Annotated in this window: 20 protein-coding genes; all 20 read right to left on the bottom strand. The window is 32.7% G+C overall.

All coding sequences use genetic code 11. The features are described 5' to 3' along the window. Positions 1 to 50: 50 nt before the first annotated feature. Complete coding sequence (locus F1003_RS10745; RefSeq protein WP_155089423.1) at positions 51 to 1,058, bottom strand: glycosyltransferase family 4 protein; 1,008 nt, start codon at positions 1,056 to 1,058, stop codon at positions 51 to 53. After that, positions 1,012 to 2,295, bottom strand: coding sequence for an O-antigen ligase family protein (locus F1003_RS10740; protein WP_235898315.1), 1,284 nt, complete (start codon positions 2,293 to 2,295; stop codon positions 1,012 to 1,014). Before F1003_RS10740 ends, F1003_RS10745 begins: the two co-directional genes overlap by 47 nt. Positions 2,296 to 2,378: 83 nt before the next feature. Beyond that, complete coding sequence (locus tag F1003_RS10735; RefSeq protein WP_155089421.1) at positions 2,379 to 3,443, bottom strand: glycosyltransferase; 1,065 nt, start codon at positions 3,441 to 3,443, stop codon at positions 2,379 to 2,381. Then, positions 3,443 to 4,561 carry a glycosyltransferase gene (locus F1003_RS10730; protein ID WP_155089420.1) on the bottom strand — a complete coding sequence of 373 codons (1,119 nt, stop codon included), beginning with the start codon at positions 4,559 to 4,561 and terminating at the stop codon, positions 3,443 to 3,445. Before F1003_RS10730 ends, F1003_RS10735 begins: the two co-directional genes overlap by 1 nt. Before the next feature lie 90 nt (positions 4,562 to 4,651). After that, the gene (locus F1003_RS10725; protein ID WP_262884633.1) at positions 4,652 to 5,662 is read right to left on the bottom strand and encodes a glycosyltransferase family 2 protein; all 1,011 of its coding nucleotides are present in this window, start codon (positions 5,660 to 5,662) and stop codon (positions 4,652 to 4,654) included. A gap of 5 nt (positions 5,663 to 5,667) precedes the next feature. Beyond that, positions 5,668 to 7,206, bottom strand: a complete 1,539-nt coding sequence (locus tag F1003_RS10720; RefSeq protein ID WP_368732363.1) for a glycosyltransferase family 2 protein — start codon at positions 7,204 to 7,206, stop codon at positions 5,668 to 5,670. A gap of 6 nt (positions 7,207 to 7,212) precedes the next feature. Further along, positions 7,213 to 8,352 (bottom strand): glycosyltransferase family 4 protein, encoded by a 1,140-nt coding sequence (locus F1003_RS10715; protein WP_155089418.1) that lies wholly within the window; start codon positions 8,350 to 8,352, stop codon positions 7,213 to 7,215. Further along, positions 8,349 to 9,230 carry a hypothetical protein gene (locus F1003_RS10710; protein ID WP_155089417.1) on the bottom strand — a complete coding sequence of 294 codons (882 nt, stop codon included), beginning with the start codon at positions 9,228 to 9,230 and terminating at the stop codon, positions 8,349 to 8,351. The genes F1003_RS10715 and F1003_RS10710 overlap by 4 nt, the downstream gene beginning before the upstream one ends. Before the next feature lie 3 nt (positions 9,231 to 9,233). Further along, a complete protein-coding gene (locus tag F1003_RS10705; RefSeq protein WP_306461428.1) occupies positions 9,234 to 10,568 on the bottom strand; it encodes an MBOAT family O-acyltransferase in 1,335 nt (444 codons plus the stop codon). A 123-nt stretch (positions 10,569 to 10,691) separates the two neighbouring features. Then, the gene (locus F1003_RS10700) at positions 10,692 to 12,086 is read right to left on the bottom strand and encodes a UDP-glycosyltransferase (RefSeq protein ID WP_155089415.1); all 1,395 of its coding nucleotides are present in this window, start codon (positions 12,084 to 12,086) and stop codon (positions 10,692 to 10,694) included. Further along, a complete protein-coding gene (gene neuC, locus F1003_RS10695) occupies positions 12,073 to 13,194 on the bottom strand; it encodes a UDP-N-acetylglucosamine 2-epimerase (protein WP_155089414.1) in 1,122 nt (373 codons plus the stop codon). Before neuC ends, F1003_RS10700 begins: the two co-directional genes overlap by 14 nt. Before the next feature lies 1 nt (position 13,195). After that, positions 13,196 to 13,855, bottom strand: a complete 660-nt coding sequence (locus tag F1003_RS10690; RefSeq protein ID WP_155089413.1) for a TylF/MycF/NovP-related O-methyltransferase — start codon at positions 13,853 to 13,855, stop codon at positions 13,196 to 13,198. Next, positions 13,855 to 14,898 carry an N-acetylneuraminate synthase gene (gene neuB / locus F1003_RS10685; protein ID WP_155089412.1) on the bottom strand — a complete coding sequence of 348 codons (1,044 nt, stop codon included), beginning with the start codon at positions 14,896 to 14,898 and terminating at the stop codon, positions 13,855 to 13,857. The genes F1003_RS10690 and neuB overlap by 1 nt, the downstream gene beginning before the upstream one ends. Further along, on the bottom strand, positions 14,891 to 15,562 hold the full coding sequence (locus F1003_RS10680; protein WP_155089411.1) for an acylneuraminate cytidylyltransferase family protein: 672 nt from the start codon (positions 15,560 to 15,562) through the stop codon (positions 14,891 to 14,893). Before F1003_RS10680 ends, neuB begins: the two co-directional genes overlap by 8 nt. Before the next feature lie 8 nt (positions 15,563 to 15,570). Next, positions 15,571 to 16,311, bottom strand: a complete 741-nt coding sequence (locus F1003_RS10675) for an FkbM family methyltransferase (protein ID WP_155089410.1) — start codon at positions 16,309 to 16,311, stop codon at positions 15,571 to 15,573. A 123-nt stretch (positions 16,312 to 16,434) separates the two neighbouring features. Further along, on the bottom strand, positions 16,435 to 17,250 hold the full coding sequence (locus F1003_RS10670) for a polysaccharide pyruvyl transferase family protein (protein ID WP_235898314.1): 816 nt from the start codon (positions 17,248 to 17,250) through the stop codon (positions 16,435 to 16,437). Then, positions 17,247 to 18,344, bottom strand: a complete 1,098-nt coding sequence (locus tag F1003_RS10665; protein WP_155089409.1) for a glycosyltransferase family 2 protein — start codon at positions 18,342 to 18,344, stop codon at positions 17,247 to 17,249. The genes F1003_RS10670 and F1003_RS10665 overlap by 4 nt, the downstream gene beginning before the upstream one ends. A gap of 116 nt (positions 18,345 to 18,460) precedes the next feature. Continuing rightward, a complete protein-coding gene (locus F1003_RS10660; protein ID WP_155089408.1) occupies positions 18,461 to 19,717 on the bottom strand; it encodes a glycosyltransferase family protein in 1,257 nt (418 codons plus the stop codon). A 19-nt stretch (positions 19,718 to 19,736) separates the two neighbouring features. Beyond that, positions 19,737 to 21,011 carry an ABC transporter ATP-binding protein gene (locus F1003_RS10655; protein ID WP_155089407.1) on the bottom strand — a complete coding sequence of 425 codons (1,275 nt, stop codon included), beginning with the start codon at positions 21,009 to 21,011 and terminating at the stop codon, positions 19,737 to 19,739. Beyond that, positions 21,012 to 21,863 (bottom strand): class I SAM-dependent methyltransferase, encoded by an 852-nt coding sequence (locus tag F1003_RS10650; RefSeq protein WP_155089406.1) that lies wholly within the window; start codon positions 21,861 to 21,863, stop codon positions 21,012 to 21,014.

The raw sequence follows: 21,863 nt of genomic DNA, 5'->3' as shown, positions 1-21,863 counted from the left end.
AAGTTGGTTGTATTGTAAATATAAGAAGTGCAAATCATTTTCTTTACAAATCACGATAAAAGGCGTATCCATTTCGGTTTAATAACTTCCCAGTTGTATTGTTCAACCTTTTTTCGGGCATTGTTGACTATGTTTTCCTTTAAGTTTTTATCTTTCATTAATTTTATGACTGCTTCAGACATAGCATAAGCATCATTTGGAGGCACCAATAACCCTTCTTTTTTATGAGCAATTAAATACGGTAATCCACCAACATTTGTGGAAACAACAGGTAACCCTAAAGCCATTGCTTCAATGACGCTCACTGGCATGTTATCGAAATTTGTAGTGTTAATAAAAACATTGCAGTCTTTGGCCAGGTTAGTCCACTGCTTCCTATCAAGCTTGCCAGTAAAATTAACATTTAGATTTTTAGTTTCTGATAAAATTCTTGACGCTTCCATAGATCCATCTATTTCTGGACCAACCATAGTAAGTTCTGCCTGATATCCTCTACTTATTAATTCTTCTAAAACTAAAACAGCGAGTTTGGGATTATATATTTCTGAAAATGATCTTAACCATAGTAATTTTATGGTTTTTATGTCTCTATTCTGAAATTCAAAGTTTTCTAATTCAATTGCATTTGGAATATACAGGACATTATTAAATCCATAATCCTCAAAAACGTTCTTTAAAAAATTTGAAGGTGATACTAACCTGTAAGCATTGTTAAAAATAACATCACTTATTTTCTTACTGTTTTTTAAACGGTTTTCTAGGTTTCCTCCATGTAATATTGGTATATATTTGATATTAAACCATCTAGCCAATTGACTAACTATTAAAGCATAGTAAAAGTTAGTTGTACTGTAGGTATCTATTAATATATAATCTGCCCAAGATCTATTGTAAATGACCACTTTGATCATGTCCAATAGACGCAAGATTTTATTTGATTTATTCGACGCTATCTTTAGGGTGTGCAACTCACCTAATTTAGCTCCCAAACTTTCAACGGATGTAGTGGTCTTACCTTTGCTCGATAACGCGTTTCCTATGTATAGGACGTTTTTCATATCTAATGTTTAAAAGTGCAAGGGCATATATAAAACTTGGTGCTGCAATACGCATTGCCGAGTGGTTAATGGTAGCAAACCAAAAGCCTAAGAAAGCATAAAAAAATATGTTTCTTTTATTTCTAGAACGAAACCCTAAAGGTTTAATAACTAAAATCAATATAATGACAACACCAAAGAGGCCATGCTCAGAGAGTACTCTGCTAATCTCGTTATGAGAAACCACTCCTTTCCCACTTGTTTCAATTCGAAACTCCTTCATACCACTTGCTCCAACTCCTAAAAAAGGATGATTTATAAATCCATCTAACTCAGACACAAACAAATCTACTCTTCCTGTTGACACATCTTCTTTTTCTCTACCCAAGGCATCTTTATTAGTGTATCTGTTTTCTATAAGTCCATCTGTTTGTTGCGCACTATACAACCAAGTACCGATAGCAATAAAACCCAATAATATAGCCGTAGTAATTATTTGGTTTTTCTGATTTAAAGAAGATTTTTTATAAAGTGTAAACAAAAATAAAGCTATAATAATTATAGCTGCAAAAACACCTCCTCTGCTAAAAGTAATAATAGCTCTATATGACATAAACATGAAGATAGAAGCATTGACTATTTTTAGTAACATAGTAGGCGATTTTAGAAAAAATCTAACCACCAAACAAAACATACCTAAGCCTAAAATAGTGGACGTTTGATTTGGACCAAAACCACCAGATGTTGCATAGTTTGACTCTGTGCCGCGTAAAACATCTTCTAACTTTGGAGTGTATAAATAAACATAAACTGTCATTGCTATAATTGGAAACGAAAAAACCTTAATTATGTCCAATATCTGCTTCTTTGATATTTTTTTATCGAAACAGTAAAGCGCTGACACACCCAAACAGACAGGCCCACTTAGTACAAATGCTACATTTGTTCTAAAGTTAGCATCTAAACCTATACTATTACTAGCCACTATAACACCTGGAACCAATAAAATAAGGTATATAAAATATGGGTACCCTTTACCAGAAATACCTTTGTAAAACATGCCAAAAAGTATAAACAGAATTACCAAATACTTTGATGCTTCGTAAAAAACTCCACCATCTGTCATCCTAAATAATACTTCTACTCCAACAACATAGGCACAGGCCTTTAACACTTCAAAAGTTTTCATTGGTGGTGGTGAAACTATAATCCTAAATAGAAAATAAATAACAACAGTAAAGAAGTATAGTTTAGCCAATGGTCTAAAATAAAATACTAAAAGCCCAATGATAATATGCAGTATTATTAATTGTAAATATTTACTTTCAGAACTCAAAATCATTAAATATTAGAATATATTTCCATTAAACTTTTCAAAATCTTTTCAGCTCCATAATTTTGATTTATGTGTTCATTAAAGGCACTACCTTTTTCAGTTCTCAACTTTTCATTAGACATAAGTGCTATCAAAGCTTCTTTAAGTACACTATGAGATTGAGGATCCACTACAATACCATAATCTGAAATTACCTCCTTACATTGACCTACATCTGTTGAAACTACAGCTAAATTACCTAATCCATATTCTAGCAGAGCCATAGGCAAACCCTCATAAGTAGATGTAATAACACCTATACTACATTGATCAATGATATGAGACACATCCTTTCTTTGGTCTAACAAAAATATATGTGACTCTAAGTTTTTAGAATCAATAAAGGATTTAATTTTTTTAGAATAATTATCATTGTAATCCTTTCCTACCAGATGCAAAGTCCAATCTGAAAACTCATTCACAATTTCTGAAAAAACTTTAAATAAAAATAAATGATTTTTTGGGTGTCTTAAGTTGGCCAAGTATAATATCCGTTTATCATCAACACCTTTTAGTGTTGTATAACCTTTTACTTTACTCTTAACAGTGAAATTGGGTATATATTCTATTTTATCTGCTTTTAAATTATTATTTGCCCATTCTGCTAAGTTTTTATTTACTGCTATTACACCATTAAAAAAATATGAACTTGCCTTTAATACAAATGATGTTTTAGATTTAACCTCACTTCTATTTCCGAGATGATCATGCCAAATTAGTTTTACTTTTGGTAGTAGTATTTTAATGATTGTACTGATAAAATAAGACGATGCATGAGCATGGATTATATCTATTTCATTAATCTTAATATAATCTCTTAAATTCCTTATTGCACTAATATCTAAAGTCTTAGTTCTATTTAAAAAAAAATAAGTAACATCTTCGCTAAGTTCTTCTTTTAACGCTCCTTCTTCTCTTGTGGTACACAGAAAAGATTTTTCTGTTTTGCCGACTAATTGATTAGCAATATTTACTGCAACGCGCTCAGCACCTCCTGAATTTAAAGAATCTATAATTTGTATGACGTGCATTAATTAGTTATTGTGTTCCTAATTGCTTCTTCTAATGTATCAAGCGTGTATTGTTGTGACCATTTTTTTGCCCTCTTTGCCATATCCTGTAAATTTGAATTCTCTAGTGCATCACAAATACTATTTGCGGCTTCTGCTATATTTGGTTCAATCAAAATTCCTCTATTACCATAGTCTAACATCCAGTCTAAGCAAGATATCTTTGTTGCTACTGGTATGGCCCCAAAAAACATACCTTCAGCTACTGCCTTTGGCCAACCCTCGCTTTTAGATGGCAATATGTTAAAATGAGCTGTCTTAAGGGACTCTTTTACGGTTTCTTTATCTTGATTACCTCTTAAAAAAACTATTTGGTTGAGTTTATTATCTTCAATGTAGGCTTTAGTCTCATTGAACATCGCTCCCTCACCAAACAGCTCTAGTGTGGAAGACACTCCTCGTTTATTCAATTCCTCAATGATTTTAATTGTTAATATGGGTCTCTTACCAACTACTATACTCCCAACAAAAACGAAATTTAATACTCCATTGTAATCACGCTTTTCTATCTCTACTATTTCATTTTCATAGTACGAAGCAGAGATAAAAGGTACAATATTTTTAGTTTGATTTGGCCACTCACCATAAACTAAGACCTTTATATTTTTAGTAAGAAATGTATTAGCGAGTAGTTTTTTTTGTATTCTATAACTTAATGGTTGTTCACTTTTAGGATCCCAGTTGCCTGCAAATTTTGTGGATTTTTTAAGCTTTGGAAAGAATATTTGGGCAATACATCCCAGTAAACCTATATTGCTAGGGCAACGAAGGTGTACGTGGCCTACTTTTTTCAAAACCCTTATCATCCTAAATAATATAATTGGTGCTACAAAGAACGTCCTAATTACATTAGTAAATGTCGTTAAATTGAAACTCGGGATTTCAACAAATTTTAGTTTTGGATGTTCATAGTGTAAATCCATGGGAAGAATTTCTCCATTCTTACTTTTAGGAGCAACTATGATAACCTCATCTACATACTTTATCCAGATATTCATTTCCCTTATGTAAGGGCCGTATCCATAATATTGATTGTTTTTATGAACGTGTTCAACGGATGTAAATATGGTTAACCGCATAGCTTACCCATTATTTTAAAAATTTCTGCAACTATTGTTAAGCACTTAGGCATTTTATCTTTTCAAATTTAAATTATTCCATTCACTATATTAAAGTCTCTTATTGGGCAACTTGGGTTTGTTTATCATTAACCCAATGATAGCATAAATTCTACCAAACGCATCAGATAAAGCCTCTATTCTTTTCGAAGTGTTAAAAACATTCATAAACCTAAGAGTTATCTGTAATAATGATACTGAATACCATTTAATCTTCGTTTTAAATGAAGGTCTTTTGTTCTTTAAACGCCATACATACCATCCGTTTTTTACTACCATTTTGCCATATTTAAATTGATTTGGTCGCCCGGAAGCTTCATGGTAATGTTCAAGCTGGGCAGCTGTATTTACATAGAGTTTTCCTAATGGCAACAAGCGAATGCAAAAATCTAGATCTTCATACAAGCCATATCCCTCAAAATATTCGGAAAAACCTACTTTATTAAACACTTCAGTTTTATAAGATGAAACGCCACCCATAAACTGTTCTACTTCATAAATTCTTCCATTTGGCGGAAGAAAACTAACCGATCTACCATGAGAAGATGAACAAATCATACCTGGTAGCGTATCTGGCAGTAAGCCTAAAATCTTGCGTACTTTAAATTTTAGGGGTTCATTGCGCTGATATCCATCTATGCAATATTTTCCTTTTGGACAAGATTCACCCCTATACTCAACCCATTTAATTTCATTTGTAATATAGCCACCAACAGCTATGGCTTCAGGCTTTACTTTATACGTGTTTATCAACTCTTTAAAGTAGTTTTTGGTCAATACAATATCATCATCCAAAAAACATACTATACTGCTATCAGCAGCCAACTTGTTAATACCAAAGTTTCTTTGTTTAGTAAGTCCCCTATCCTCTTCTTTAACTCGATAATAAACTAAGTTATTAAAGCTGTTAGATTCAATAACATCCTTGGTTTCGGTATTTGTAGAGCCATCAACAATAATAATTTCGTTAGGATAAAGTGATTGCTCTTTTACCGACCTCAACAACTTTAGCAAAGCTGTTGGTCTCATATAAGTACATATGATTAGGGTAAATTTTTCCAATTGTATTAGTTGTATTTGGGTCCTCTATACATTAACCTTTTAGCGTAGTACATTGATTTTTTAAACTGTAGTTTTTTAAGTGGCCAATTAAACAATCTTAAGATAAAAGTACTTTTCTTATTTCCGAATAAATACATAAAGAAATAACGATATCTCCATTCTTTAAGTTGTTTCTTTTTATAATGCTTAATGTATTTATAAGTCATTGTTGGGCTTGGTACTGGTCTAATAAAACGAACAGGTTCACCAAGCTCCCATGGTTGTGATTTTCTCTTTTTTCCTAAGATTTTAGCTTGATTTCCCCAAAAACGATAACCGCCAACCGGAGGCTTTAAGTGGAGGTTTGGTGAGTAAGGATTGTGAAGAAGGGTTTTTCCCATTTTTAAAATTCTAAAACCAAAATCAGAGTCTTCTCCATAGCCACCATCAAAATTAATGTCATTGCCTACAAGCGCATCAACCAATGATTTTTTTACACAAGAATTTGCATTACTAAACATATGCGAAACACCAACTTTCCAACGGTTGTTGCCAAGATCATTCAACCTTCGTTTTAAATCATCTAAATCTTGATTTACATGCTCAGCCATGATATCCAATCCATTACAAGCCTCTGCATTATAAGTTTGCAATAATCTAATATGGTTTTCAACAAAATCTGGCAGAACTCTTACATCATCATCAGCGAAGATAATATAGTCGCCAGTACACATATCTATGGCTTCGTTTCGTGCTCTACAACTGCCCTTACTAGTTTGCCATTTTACCTTAACATTAAATTTAAAGTTTTCTTGTTTATAATACTTGTCGTCTCGTTCTTCAGGTGGTGTGGCGTCAACTATAATTGCTTCTTTGATAAGATATGATTGTGCATTATGGTCTTGCAAAAGCAGCTCTGTATACGCCTGACGTTTCATTGTTGGTATTACCAAACTAATTGTAGGTTTACCTTTTATTGGCTGCAAAACTTTTGGCTGTACTATATAACTGGATTTTTCTAATTTATGTTTAGAAGCTCGTTTGAATGCCGCAAATTCTTTTGGGAAATTTAAAAGCCCCTTCCTTAGCAACATATAATAACTATGTTTTTTCTTAAAATTTCTGAGAAAAAACAAATAACGATCATAAATTGAAATTTTTACATTACTGTTTTCTTCTTGAAACAAACCCTTAATATAAAGTGGAATTCCGCCATTATTTCTTAGGAGATTAAATCCAAAATCCAATCCTCCTACTAAAGGGCCTTCATAATCTTCACTAATTTCTTTTACCTCGTCCCAAACGGATTTTCTAATAACAAAAGCATTAATATTAATTCGCCAATTAACGCAACTATCGCAATCTTCAAAATCGTTTAAAAACCACCAATACACAGCTGTTTGATAAACCAATTCTGGCAAGCAGTTCTTAAAACCTTGATCTAAGGAACTATGCCAAACGTCACCAGCACCTTCAGCTAACTCGTCTAAAAGTTTAGTGCTAGGATTCCCTCTAAACATCAATTCTTCACCTGTACTAGTTGTTCTGTAGGTTTTAAAATTCACTAATTATTATGTTTTAATAGCTTTATTATAAAAATCAATATTCTTTTTTAAAACAATTTCCGTTGAGAAATTTTTAGTAACATGCTTTCTTCCGTTTAAGCCAAACATTTTAGCTTTTTCTTTATCCTCTAATAGCTCTTGAATTCTATTCGCATACTCAATATGGTTATTTGGGTTAATGGTATAACCTGTGTGATCATGCACCATTAATTCATGCGCCCATCCTATGTTAGAAGAAATCAAGGGTTTCTCCATGGCAAGTGCCTCTAACCATGTCATCGGAAAAGCCTCAGCAAAACTAGGTAATACAACAACTTCGGCACTAGCAATGTAATTATGTATCTCAGTATAAGCAACCTCTTGAATGTGTTCTACCTTAGGTTTAGCTTCAGAACTTAATAAGCTTTTAAATAGACTTAAGGTAGACGTATTTTCAAATACATCTTTTGCATCTTTACCTATTAAAATAAGAGAAGCTTCAGGTCTCTGTTCAATCAAGTGATTAAATATTTGAGCTAGTTCCAAAACTCCCTTTTTTCTAATTATGGTTCCAAAATACAACAATCTACCTCTAACAGTTAAATCGTTATTTGGTTTGAATTCTGAAACATTAACACCATTATAAATGGTTGTAATATCTTGTTTTAACTTAAAGATTTCTTTGGTCAATTGGGCTGCAAAATTACTTACCGAAACAATATGGTCGGCTCTTTTTAAAGCATTGCTTTCAAAAAGAAAATGTTTCCGCTTTTGCTTTCGGTTTTCCAAATTACAAAAATAGGCATCCGAACCATGAAGTCTAATAACAACAGGTATCTTAAAATTCATAAAAGCTGTTATCCCTGTCCAATCTGGCGCTTCAAGTATATCTATATTATTGGATTTAATTGCCAATTTAATCTGACGCTCTATGTGTTTTCGTTCGAGATACCATCCCAAGAAACCATAACCTTTTCTGGCAATTGAAATAATTGTGATTCCGTCTTCATTAAAAGTTTTATTTTCGTCTTGAAACACTGCAAAAACATACACTTTTACCCCTTTAGAAACCAACCCCTTAGACAAGTTTTTAATACTTGAACCCAAACCAGCGGAACGCTTTAAGTTGATATGTGGATATTCTGGTGTTATAAAACCTATGGTCATAGTCTAAAAGTATCGATTAAAAACTTAGTAAACTCAATTGCGCCTGCATTATTTAAGTGATTACAATCTTGATAATTTTTTACATCAGTTATAACATCCGAAAAATCATATAGCTCCGGAATTTTTATTTTTAATTCTTCAATTAACTCAACCCCTTTTACATTTTCACAAAAAGGAGCGCAGAAAAACAACACCTTTATATTGTTGGTACTACAAAAACTTTTTATCTCATCAAAAGCAGGGTTGTTCTCTATCAATTTATCTGGTAAAGTACTTATCCTATCTGGTTGCATTCTACCGTATAAAGGTAAGTAACCATCACTTAAATCCATACTCACTTTTTTTCCAATTGCTGAGGAAAAAATCTCTCTAAATCCTATTTTATAATCGTTAGTTGCGTATCTGTAAAAAGGAAGATAATAATTCTTTAAAAATGTTGAATCAGATTCTTTTAAATAACTTTTTATTAATGGGTTAGACCGTATGTAAGGTAACGTTTGCGATTTAATTATATCTGAATTTTTTAAAATATTATAGTTATAATCTACCTGAATAAAAATCGTATCTGCTTTTACTTTTTTGTATTCGAGAATTTTTAAGAATAAAAGAATATCATTTAATTTACTTTGTTGATTGCCTAAGTTAATAGCCTTTTTACCTGTGGCTTTTTCAATTTCAGAAGTAACAATAGTATTTTCTACCCTAGAGCTTCCCAAAAAAATATAATCAAAATTCTCATTCTCCAATGATAGCGCATATTGAACCTTATTTCTAGGTGCAGAATTTTTATATACTTGGGTATAGATCATATCTAATACAAAAAGTAATATCACCACCAACAGACCATAAAAACCAACCTTTTTTAGAAACTGCTTCATAACTTAGAATTGAAAATAAATAAAGTCTTCGTGACTAGAAAACACACCTAAGGTTATAATTAAAAATAAAACGAAAGTAATTTTAGCCATATAGTATTTACCAACAAACGGATGTTCAGATTTTTTATGAAACCATTCTATTACCACGAACAATACCAATATACCTATCAATTCAATAGCATAACGTTCTATACTTAGAAATTGAATATTTAAACTCAATTCTGACAGCATTCTTTTTAGATAACCAAAAGCATGCTGAATGTCGTTTGCTCTAAAGAAAACCCAAGCCAAACTTGTAATAGAAAATGTTATAAATATTTTAAACGTTGTATTAATCCAGTTTTTAAAACTATTCATTGTTATGTCGTCTCTATTAATCCTGTTTTTCTTCAATAACAGCAAAGGCAGAAAATAGAGTGCATTTAAAAATCCCCAAGCTATAAATGTCCAATTTGCTCCATGCCAAAACCCACTCACCAAAAAGATTATAAATACATTCCTTATCTGTAACATTTTAGTTGTTCTACTTCCTCCCAAAGGTATATAAAGATAGTCTCTAAACCATGTGGTCAATGATATGTGCCACCTTCTCCAAAACTCAGCAATATCTCTAGCAAAATAAGGATATCTAAAGTTTTGCATAAGATCAAAACCTAGCATTCTAGCTAGCCCAATTGCCATATCTGAATATCCTGAGAAATCACCATAAATCTGAAATGCAAAATAAACTGCCCCCAATACTAATGACAACGAACTCATTGTCTCATAGTTTTCAAAAATAACATTAACGTAAGTCGCACAAGTATCAGCAATAACTACTTTTTTAAACAGTCCCCAAATAAAAATATGTACGCCAGACATCGCATGCTTATAAGAAAATTTTCTTTTGCTTAAAAACTGAGGAAGTAAGTGCTGTGCTCTTTCTATGGGACCTGCTACCAATTGAGGAAAAAAGGCTACAAATGTTGCAAAACTTAAAACACTATTCGTTGGTTTAATCTTTTTGCGATAAATATCTATAGTATAACTAAGTGTTTGAAACGTATAAAATGAAATACCAACAGGTAATATTATATTTAGAGAAGACAGATTTATCGAAACTCCAAGGGTTTCCCAAGCCTGAATCCAATTTTCTATAAAAAAATTATAATACTTAAAAAAGCCTAAAAACCCAAGGTTCACCAATAGGCTTACCATCAAAAGTGCTTTTCGTCTTTTTTTATCAGTAGTACTAAAAATAAGTTTTCCAATTGCAAAATCAACTATTGTGCTAATTACTATTAGCGATAAAAAACGCCAATCCCACCAACCGTAAAAAATATAGCTGGCTATTAACAAAAGTATATTTTGGTAAATTCTATTTTTCTTAAGTAAAAACCAATAGACAAAAAAGACAATAACGAAGAAAACAAAAAAAGTAAACGTATTAAAGAGCATATTTATATTTCTTCCTGTACTTTCTTACAAATGATTTGAAATGTTTTCCCAAATTCTATCAGAGGCTTTATTAAAAGGATAATGATTAATTTTTTTAAACCATCTTTCCGCAGCTTCAACTCTGTCAAGTGGGCTTTCTATTGCCTTCAAGATTATCTTCTTACAGTCTTTTTTTGAATCAATCCAATACACAGCATGGTTTTCTGGCATTGATTGAAAATGAATATAATCATATACAAACACACCAGCTTCCTCTATATTTTTAGGGTTTAAATAGTTATAATTAAAGTAAGCACATGGTTTATGATGTGCAACAAAATCAAAAACCATAGAAGACCCAAGGTTAACTACCAATGCGCAATGCTCTGCTATATTTGCTAATAGTAGAGCATCATCTTCTGCTGGTAAAATTGCATCCCAGACTTTTCCTAATGGTTTCCAAATCGGATCAATTGGATGAATAATATCTTGGTATTCATTAATCACACTATCATATCTATCTGACAAATCAACAGGGCAACGTCTAAAGATAATTCCAAGATTTTTTCCTCCGTTATTTAGCTCCTTTACCGCAGCTGCAACATCTCTTAAATAAAGTGGATCTTTGGGTGAAGTTGTTATATCATCTCCGCTAAAGCAAATATAATTGACATCTGGTTTCAGGTTATATTTTGCATAAAAGTCATCTTTTGACAATAGCTTGTCGCCGTAAAAATGAGGTTCAAACTGAGGTGTACCTGTAACTGTGATGGCATCTTTATCTATAAAATGGTGATAGCATAACAACTCTTCCTTCATATGTTGACTCCATACATGATAAAAATCCGTCTCTACATCCAATGTAGCTTTTGGAAGATTATCCCATGAGTAAATAAAGCCTATAGTAGGAATTTTAAGTTGTTTTGCTGATTGTATTATAGCTATGGAAGACACAGCTCTTTGGCTTGTATTATAAATTAAATCAGGTTTATGGTCTTTAAATATTTTCAAGAATTCCTTATAGGTCTTCGTATTGGATTCTAATAATTTAATCCAACTACGAACTTTTAAGATGCCTTTCTCTGAATTAAGCATTTTTACCAGAACAGTAGTAATACTACTTTTTACAAAATTTTTAATACCCTTAAATGAGAGCGGAAAAAGGTATTTTAAATAGATACCATTATTATAACGTTCTGTAAAACGCCTAAGCTCTATATGTTTTCTAACATTTTTTAAGATGTTAGTTATTGGGTGTGTTTTAGTATTAACCCTAATCTCACTTAAACCCAGTTTACTCAATTCAAATACAGTAGTATTTAAAAAATGGATTTCGTAACCCTTTATATCCGCTAAGCGATAAAAATCTGAATAGACAAAGTTGCGTAAGCTTACACCGTCTGAAATGACTATGAATATTTTAGGCTTAATTTTTGTCAACAAATTGCTTTTGATGGTTAATATTCCATAATTCGTCTGTATCTAAAGACTCTAAAAATAACTCAGCACTATTGCCTTCACCGAATTTGCCAATGGCTTCATTAGTTTGATGTTGAACCTTATCGATAGCATCAAGAATTACACTCTCCTCACTCTTTACATTAATTATTTTTTCATTTAGGCTTCTGTTTCGCTGACGTGTCCCAATATTTATAGTAGAAACACCATAATATGGCGCTTCCCTTATACCTGCGCTACTGTTGCCAATAATATACTTTGAGTTTTTTAAAAGCACTAAGAAATACTCAAATCGAAGCGATGGGAAAATCCTAAACTTCGGGTTAGTCTTAATGCTTTCGTATGCTATTAAAATAATATTGCTTCCTAAATCATTATTGGGATATATCAATACATAATTATCATTGCTCTTCTTTAATGCATTTACGTAATTAGTGATTTGCGCTTCTAGAGAATCTATCTCTGTAGTAACAGGATGAAACATGGCAATAGCATAATCTTCAAAATTTACATCGTAATAACTTTTTGCCGTTTCTAGCGTAGGAAGTTTATCGGAAAACATGACATCAATATCAGGAGAACCAATGGTAAATACAGATTCAGGAATTTCTCCCATCTGAAGAAGTCTTTTCTTAGCTAAATCATTAGATACAAAATGAATGTGACTCATCTTGCTTGTAGCATGCCTTAATAACTCATCTATAGTACCCGAAACTTCTCCACCTTCTATATGAGCAACCAGAATATTATTTAGAGACCCAACAATCGATCCAGCCAAGGCTTCTACCCTATCACCATGAACCACTATAAGGTCTGGCTTTAATTCATTTACATATTTAGAAAACCCTTCTACAGTCTTAGCTAATGTACGATCCATAGACAGATTATCACCATGATTCTCAAATTCATATATATTTTTAAATCCGCATTTTTGAATTTCTATCAAGGTATAGCCATACAACTTTTGTAGATGCATCCCAGTGACAAATATGTGAGGAATAAATGACGAACTATCTTGAAGAATAGCCATTAATGGTTTTAATTTTCCAAAATCAGCTCTGGTACCTGTTAAGAATACAATCTTCTTCATATTATTTTATGATATATGAAATGGCATGCGAATAAGGTAATTTCTTTATCTCAACCTTTCCCTTAAAAAAGTCGTCAACAGCTTTGTTGGTGCCAGCAAATGCACCATAATCGTCTAAAATAATAATTCCTCCTTTGGTAACCCTATCATATAGTTTTTCTAAAACCAATTTCGTAGGCTCATATAAATCTACATCGATATGCAAAAGGGATAATTTAAGATGTGGATTTTTGTCAAGATATTGCTCTAAAGTATCATGGATATCCCCTTTTATTATTTCTACATTTTTATTAAGGTTTTGCTGTGACAATAATTCTGTTATCTCTTCATACGAAATACTCTTACCCCCTTTGGTTTCAGCAACAAAAGCATCTCTTTTGTCTTTATCACCCTCAAAACCTGCTTCAGGAAAGTCTCCGAAAATATCGAACCCAATAATCTTTCTACTCGAGGTTTGCTCTAACAAATCACGAAATTTAATCCAGCGAAAAAATGAGTTTCCTTTAAAGATGCCAAACTCCATAACTTCTCCTCGTACGTCACTAGTTTGTCTAAAAAACTCTAGATGAGTAATAAACTTACTAAATCTTGAAGGGTCCGCTGTGGCATAAAACCCATTTTCATATTCAAATCTTTTCTCTAATTGATATAGTTTCTCCATTACTCAAAATCGGTATAATCTAAATGTACTCCAGTTTCTATGTTCTTTGTGGCTTTCTTACCTAAGATGTCATTGTAGTGCTCTGCCAATATTTTGCCAGTACCAGGTCGTTTTACCCAAATATTATTTTTTGTTAACTGCTCGCCCTTCTCAATGTTTTGAATTGTACAAACTGTAGCAAACGCAAAGTCTATAGTCACTTTTTCCTCTTTTGCAGGCTGCTTTGTCCCGCCTCGCATCGACCAGATTTCTTTGCTTCCAGAAATCAACTCTGAGCACTCTTGTTCATCCATGCTACAAACAATGTCTGGCCCAGTTCGTTCTTTATGGTCTGTAAAATGTCGTTCTAAAACAGAAGCTCCTAGGGCTACTGCACCTAAACAAGCGTTGTTATTAAGCGTATGATCACTTAAGCCAAAAACTTTGTCCGGAAAAGCTTTGTGCAGCTCTTGCATTGCACCGAAACGAACCAAGTGCGATGGTGTTGGGTACAAATTCGTAGTATGTAATAAGGCTATGGGTACTTTTTTTGAATCAAAGATTTTTACTGCCTTTTGTACACTTTCAATGGTGTTCATTCCTGTACTCAAAATAACAGGTTTTCCAAAAGAGGCAATATGCTCTAATAGTGGATAATTATTGCATTCACCTGAGCCAATTTTATAAGCTGCCACGTCCATGGACTCTAGTCGATTTGCTGCAGCTCTTGAAAATGGTGTAGAAATAAAAATCATACCTTTAGCTTCTACATAGCTCTTTAACTCGGCTTCATCTTCTTCGTTTAAGGCGCAACGTTCCATAATTTCATAAATAGAAACGTCCGCATTACCAGGTATTACTTTTTTTGCAACAGGACTCATTTCATCTTCAACAATATGAGTTTGGTGTTTTACGACCTCAGCTCCTGCACGCTTTGCAGCATCAACCATGTCTTTTGCGACTTGCAAAGAACCTTCGTGATTTATACCTATCTCAGCAATAACTAGAGGTGGATAGTCAAACCCTATCTTACGGTTGGCTATTGTTATAAAAGGATTACTCATTTGGGTAATTTTTTAAAATAAATTCGGCAAATTCAAAGTCTTCTTCTTCATCAATATCAACTAATGCATAAGGGTGGCTTACAATGAAAGGTATATTTTTATCGCTCAGAATTTTATCCTCTAAAATTAGTGATGTCTTAGTAATATACAAAAGTCCATTTTCAAAATACAAAGGTTCAATATCCTGACTTCGCTGTCCCATTTTGTAACTATAAGGAACATACTTATCATCTATAATTTTACCTAATTTTCTATCATTACTACTCACTGTTAGTAAACTTTCACATTCCGAGTTGATAAACCGGTTAAATGCTTCTTTTATTAAGTTTTTAGGCCTTAACGGATTTGTTGGCTGTAATAGAATTACATTATCATACGCTGCATCTACAGTTTGAAGAACATGCTTTAATGCAGATACTGTTGTAGCTAAATCTCCTGACAGTTCCTTAGGTCGCTTTACAACTTCTACTTCGTGTTTTTTCGCAATTATTGAAATATCCTCATCATCTGTTGTAACACAAATATGCTGAATGTGCTCTAAGTTATTCTGGGCATAGACTATACTATGTTCAACCAAGGAGAGTCCATTTAATTTTCTTAAATTTTTACTTGGGATTCTTTTAGAACCACCTCTAGCAGGAATAATAGTTAGCGTTTTACTCAATTTTTTTATTACTTATAGCTTAAAGTGTTATTCAAAAAAACACCATTGCACTGTATCATTCTTTGGTTTCTTATACTTTCTGGAAAGACATAAACCAAATCATAGCCCAAATCTTTTAGAAGGTTACATATGTACAAATAATCTTCTTGCCCATCGTAAAGTTTCACCAAAGACATCTCAATATAAAATCCAACAATATTATAGTTGGTCTCCTTAAGCGTATTTAATATAAAATGCTCATAACCTTGAACGTCCATTTTTACAAAAATGTTCTTAGCGCTTTTTACATTGTCATTTTTATTTAAAGAAGCCAATGTAATTTGCTTTACCTCCTCTTTTTCAACATAATGGCTATTTTGGACATTATACTCAGTAGATTTTATGGGTAAAATAGAACTATTGCCTACCAAGTTAGAAATATTAATTGTTGTTGTGGTTTCTTTTTCCCCAATTGTACATTGTTCATAGACATGCCAATTTGGGAATGACTCTGATGTTTCCTTCAGCATTTTGTGCATTGCACTTAAGGGTTCAAAGGAGAGTATCTTATTATCATAACCAAAATTATACATGGCTTTACCAAATTGACCTTTGTTTGCGCCTATATCTAATATTAAATCTACTTGGGTTTCCTTCATAAATTTCAGTAGTTCGTTTTCAGAACTTCCATAACCAAGTCCTCCATCTAAACGCACAAGGTCATACCCAATGGACTTAAGAATGTTTTTTAAAGTTTTCTTTAATTTCATTTTAGCAATTATTGTCCATATAAAACGAGAAAATTGGTTTGTATTTTCAAGCTATATTTCGCTAAGCAATTTACCTAAATTTAGCTTTTAAACATAGCAGAATTGACTCTGATTTATAAGATACTATTGTTTAAATGGACACGCCTTTATCAATCCTTCTTGTAATTGCTCAATTACACTTTCATCAGGAAGTGTAGTTACATTGTTGAACATAGCATCAATCTCATCATTATGTATACGAGCTTTTATCATATCAAGACTGTAATTGGAAATTTTAACAGAGCTTAAATAATCCTTAAATTTTATATTGTCACCAAATAATTTATCTGAAAACCGAATCCAAACTGCTGGTATACCATATGCGTGGGATAGAATCAATCCATGAAGCGATGATGATATTATTCGTTCGCACTCCAAAATTTCTGTAGTGGTCGCTTCAATATCATTGGTCATTAAATCTATAACACTAATAGTATCATTGCCTTTATACATTTCTAAAGTCTCTTGGTAATCCACATAATGTGGTATAATGCCCAACTTGAATTTCTTTTCAATTTTTGGGTTAAAATATTTTGGCATCAACAAAGCCGGATCACCATAAACCTCAGGCACTTCATAGCCTTGCTCTATTAAAACACGTCGTGTTTCTGGTCCTCTAACAGCTAAAAAATTTGCTGGTTTTACTTTTTGGTTATCTTCTATTATACCACTTCCCCAAACAATACATTTTTTGTTAACATGCATTAAAATACTACCAATGGTCACATAGATTGGACTCCATAAATCCTTGATATTAAATTTCTTTGGATGTGCAAATTCTACACTTTTCTGAGAAATCTTTTCAACTAAATAACGGCCCAATAAATCACCGTAATTTTCCTTTGATTTATCCATCAAATAAATCTCACTCCACCAAAACAATCTTATGCTCTTTTTCATGGCTTGGAATTTAAATCTATCGTAAATGAAATAGTCTCTAAATCATCGGCAACTTCGTATTTATAATTAAAGTCTTTGTACTTAAAAATAATTTCCTTTAGCACCAGATCATTGACCTCCTTTAAGGAAATATAGCGTTGTGTTTCTTTGTTAAGTGTGTTCTTTAACTTGTACTTTAAAGATTTATAATATTCATCTTGCTGAAATTCAACATTAACAACTTGATTACTGTATGACGGTAGTACAACTCTAAGTATATGAACAACATGCGCCTCTATATTAAGCAATATAATTGTTTCATCAGGATGATTAAGTGTAACTAAATCTGCTTTTGTAAATACCTTGTGCCAATTTTGAGCATTTCTTGGTTCTGTTGCATGCTCCTCTTTATGCCATAAAAAATGTCGCTGATTTATTCTTTTAATGTTAGTTAACCTAGGGCTTACCGTTAAGGTTTCTTTTTCGCTGCTATATGTAGTATGCCATTGGTGCCAAAGTAATTGCTCTGTACATCTTTTTTGACTGTAACCGGCAGCTTCTAATCTAGAATTTAAATCTTCATCTTCAGATCCGTAAAAATGAAAAAATGTATCCAGCCCTTTCACCTTTTCGAGCGCTACTTTAGGAAATAATCCGATACCAAATGTATCACCTACGTGAGATACTTTCAATTGATTTAGAGGCTCCGTATCGATATCTTTTAGCTCAACCGATTTATCTAAATAACTAATTTTAAAAAGGTTAAAACTATTTACATCTCTAAGCGCATTAAGCGAGGTAATAAAATTTGGAGCAAACAATACATCTACATCTGCTAAAACGACAAACTCACTATTAGCATTTTTTATTCCATAATTTAATGCTTTGGATTTATTCCATAGAAGCCCTGTGTGCGCAACATAATGATAGGATGCAAAATCAAATTCTTCAACTGCGCTTTTAATTTTGTCTGCGTAAGCATCATTACTTCCGTAATCCACAAATACAACCTCAAAATCCTGATTAGATTGATTGCTCAAAGATTTTAAAGACATTCTTACTCTTTCTGAATCCCGATTTCTATATGCAAAAATTATGGAGTATTTAGGATTCATTAGATTGACTTAATTTGAATAGTGCTTGGTTTTGCCATGTTCTAATTAATCTATGCAACCTCGTCGCAACGAAATTATCACGACTGTTATAGACTAACCTACGCTTATTCATTATTCTAACTTTCAGCATTTGAAGATAAGGAGTTCATTACATCTTTTAAATTCTTAGTAGATAGATAATCTACCAAATCTGGTCTGTTAAGATTATTAGAATGCTCATTAGCTTTCCATTTTAGATAAAGATCTTCTAAGTGTTCAGTAATTCTATCCACATCATCAATTTCTGATTTATACTTATACTCTTTTCCTAAGAGTCGTGATGTTTCACTTAGGCTTGGCCCTAAATGTAAAATAGGCCGATTTGCACTAACACAATGCGGAAATTTGCCTGGTAAAAAAGGGCTTATTTCTGCTTTAGCTTCTAAAATTACATTAACCGCTGCAATATTTTGCATACTTTGAACATTGTCGTAGGCCACAGAACCGTCGCTTATATATAACTGTGGTAATACTTCTTTTTCTTTATTAAAATAATCCTCAAAAGTTGCATTTGACCCTATAAAAAGCAATTGCGTATCGTTCTTTGATTCTGGATAATTTTTTAAAAATTGCTTGAACGCCTCAATCAAACCTCTTGGGTTACGTGGTCGCATTAAATTACCTGCATGTAAAATAGTAAATCCATTCTTATTAAAATAATCTGGTGGATGTTGTAATTGCTCTTGAGAATCTATAATTTGATGAGGGATGACACGTCCGCGTTCTAAAAAATCTGGAAAATAGCTACCCATCCATTCTTTTAGCAATAGGCTGGGAAAAATACCATAAGCACATTTTTTAGACACCGCTCTAAAAAACTCTTGTTTTTGATAATAACCTGGCTCTACCCAATTGTAGGGTCTAGGATAAAAATGAAATGGATAAGGATCATGGACATAAGCCAACCATTTAGAATGCCACTTAGGCAATCTCAGAACAGCTTTATGAGCAGTAAAGCTAGCTGCTTTACTCAATGTTAACACCCAATCTGGATTAAAATCATTCTCTTTCTTGAGAGCTGCTCTAATACTATTTGCGTCGTTTCTAAAAGAAAATGAAAATCCGGTTAGTCTTTCATAGTACTTGCTAAGTCTAATTTTAGTGATCTTATAGAAGATTAGTTGTAGTTTGTTAATTATGTATAAAAGTGTAAATCGTTTTTCCTTTATGGCTACACAAGGAATTCCCTCTATAGAAATATCTTTTCTGGTATAATGATATACTTTTAAATCATAGTTGCATTTTTGCAGATTCTTAATTAAGGCCACTCTACCCTTACTCGCACTGCTATCGTTTACATTTATAGATTCTACTACAACTAAAATTTTTTTCATATCATCTGTAGCGATAAAATTAAGAGCTGCTCCATTTTTGATTTAACAACATATAACCATGTTTCCTCGGATTGGGCATTTTACCTGTTTTATAAAAATCCGTTTGAATAACTTCAAAAACAAATGAATCATTTATTTGATTGGACAATGCATTATTGAAGGTGAGCCAAGTTGTAACAAAGTATCTTCCTTCCGAGAGATTAAGCCCATCTATTTCACATTCTAAAAATCTACTACTTTCCTTAGAATCATCAAAATTAGAATCGTACATATTAGAAAGCGTAAGCACTGGCGATTGCAATTCGTTTTTAATAATAAGATAAAATGCAATTTTCTTTAACTCTTCTTTTGAGAGTTCTTTGTTTAATTCAAATTTCATTTTTATCGGACTGCCCGACTTCACCAAGTTGTTCCTGTTATGTGATCCGTTTATGGTTGCCTTTTTTATATAATACTGTTTATCTCCTCTAACGTTGACATAATTGATTTCGTCATCGGTCTGGTCAGATTTTAAATAAAACTCAATGGCCTTTTGTGGCGTGTCTATTAAAGCAATTCTACCGTTCTGTAGAACAATTACTCTAGAGCACAATGCTTCTATCGATGTCATATCATGACTTACAAATAAAACGGTTCTACCATCACCTTGGCTTATATCTTGCATCTTCCCTATAGCTTTCTTTTGAAACTCTGCGTCACCAACCGCAAGAACTTCATCTACTACTAAAATATCTGGTTCTAAAAACGCAGCAACAGAAAATGCCAGCCTAACACGCATACCAATGCTATACCTTTTAACTGGTGTATCGATGTACCTTGCACAACCGCTGAAGGCTATTATCTCTTCTAGCTTTTGTTTAATTTCCCTTTTGGTCATTCCGAGTATGGCTCCATTTAAGAAGATATTTTCCCGTCCGGTCATTTCAGGATGAAAACCTGTACCCACCTCTAACAAAGAAGCAATATCTCCTTTGGTTTTTACTTCACCCTTTGTTGGTGCTGTAACTCTTGATAAAATTTTTAATAAGGTGGATTTACCTGCACCATTTTTTCCTACAATTCCTAAAACCTCACCTTTCTCTACCTCAAAACTAATATCCTGCAAAGCCCATACATAATCACTGTCCCCTTTAACAGAACGATCATTTACCTCGCCTACCTGTAAAAAAGGATCCTCTTTACCTCTTATACTATGCCACCACCTGTTAAGATCATGTCTTAAGGTGCCAGTACCTATTAAGCCTAATCGATACTGTTTTGAGATTTTATCAACTTTTAAAATTGTGTTAGGCATTTAGTTCTTCGGTTTTTTGTAGATAACTGTTTGACTTCTTGCCCCATAATACTTCATAAATCCGGGAAGATATTTTTCTAACTTCAATGCTCTACGCTTAAATGTACCATTCTTATCCTTTGTTGATGGCATTAATCTATGAAATCGCTCTATAACTCCCAATGGTATAACAATGGCTTTATTAAAAAACCTCAGTCCAACAGTTTTAAAGTGTTTTGAGGAATTATCTCTGTGTGGATGTGGATCATTTTCTTCCCACTCTTTAAACTTCTTTGGGCTAAATAATTTTGAAGGTCTATCTTTTATTGGAATGGCCCATCTGAGTTCATCAAGAAGTTTACTATTAATTGCAGGTTCAAAAAATCGTGCTTCACCAGATTCTTTAAGGATAGAGCTCACAACTTTCAGAACTTGAGACTCATGCACAATAGTTAAATGATGCAGAAAAGCTTTACCTATAACATAATCGAAATCCCTATCTTTAAATTCAGCGTGCGTAATATCTCCCGAAATAAATTGAATAGGATAATCAAACTCAAATCTTTTATTTAGTTCGTTTATAATTTCACCACTTCTATCTGAAATATCATTAGCATAAACTTTGGCTCCTAAAGATGCCATAATAGCAACGTTAAAACAATCTCCGCACCCTAATTCTAAAACCTTTTTACCTGCCAATTGAGATTGAAGGTTGTCAAAATACATACCAACCCAACTGATATCGGTTTTTGTAGCACCTTCCAAATACGTATCACGATTACTCAATACCTCAGCAATAGCGTCAATATTCACACTTTTATATTGTGTGTCGTAGTGGGATTTGTTTTGTTCTATGTTAGCTTCTTTTTGCAT

It is taken from the genome of Winogradskyella ouciana, assembly GCF_009709615.1.
GTDB lineage: Bacteria > Bacteroidota > Bacteroidia > Flavobacteriales > Flavobacteriaceae > Winogradskyella > Winogradskyella ouciana.
Note: the sequence above shows the minus strand (reverse complement) of the source record. Positions and strands in the feature narration are given on the sequence as shown.